The organism is Roseibium sp. RKSG952, from assembly GCF_009711355.1.
The window spans coordinates 1-208 of sequence record NZ_SMMF01000022.1; the positions used below are offsets into that span (position 1 = coordinate 1).

A 208-nucleotide genomic window follows, 5' to 3' on the forward strand; every position below is an offset into this window, starting at 1 on the left:
CGGAAACACCGGCTCGATCCGCACTGTCACGGCCATGCCGGGAGCGCCCTCAAGCTCAAGTGCGCCATCCGTGACATGCACCGGTTCCTCGTCATCGATGTAGACCATGCAGTCCGGAAGCCCGGTCCAGACGCCGCCGACAGGGGGGAGCAGCGCAGGCCGGTCAGTGACGACGACGCCGTTGAGATACTGTGTCTCGGCATCATGG

At 64.9% G+C, this 208-nt stretch carries 1 protein-coding gene; it reads right to left on the reverse strand.

Annotation, left to right across the window (positions count from 1 at the left end):
• Positions 1 to 208, reverse strand: a 208-nt coding sequence (locus E1297_RS48615) for a hypothetical protein (RefSeq protein WP_196223045.1), incomplete at both ends; no start/stop codon positions are given.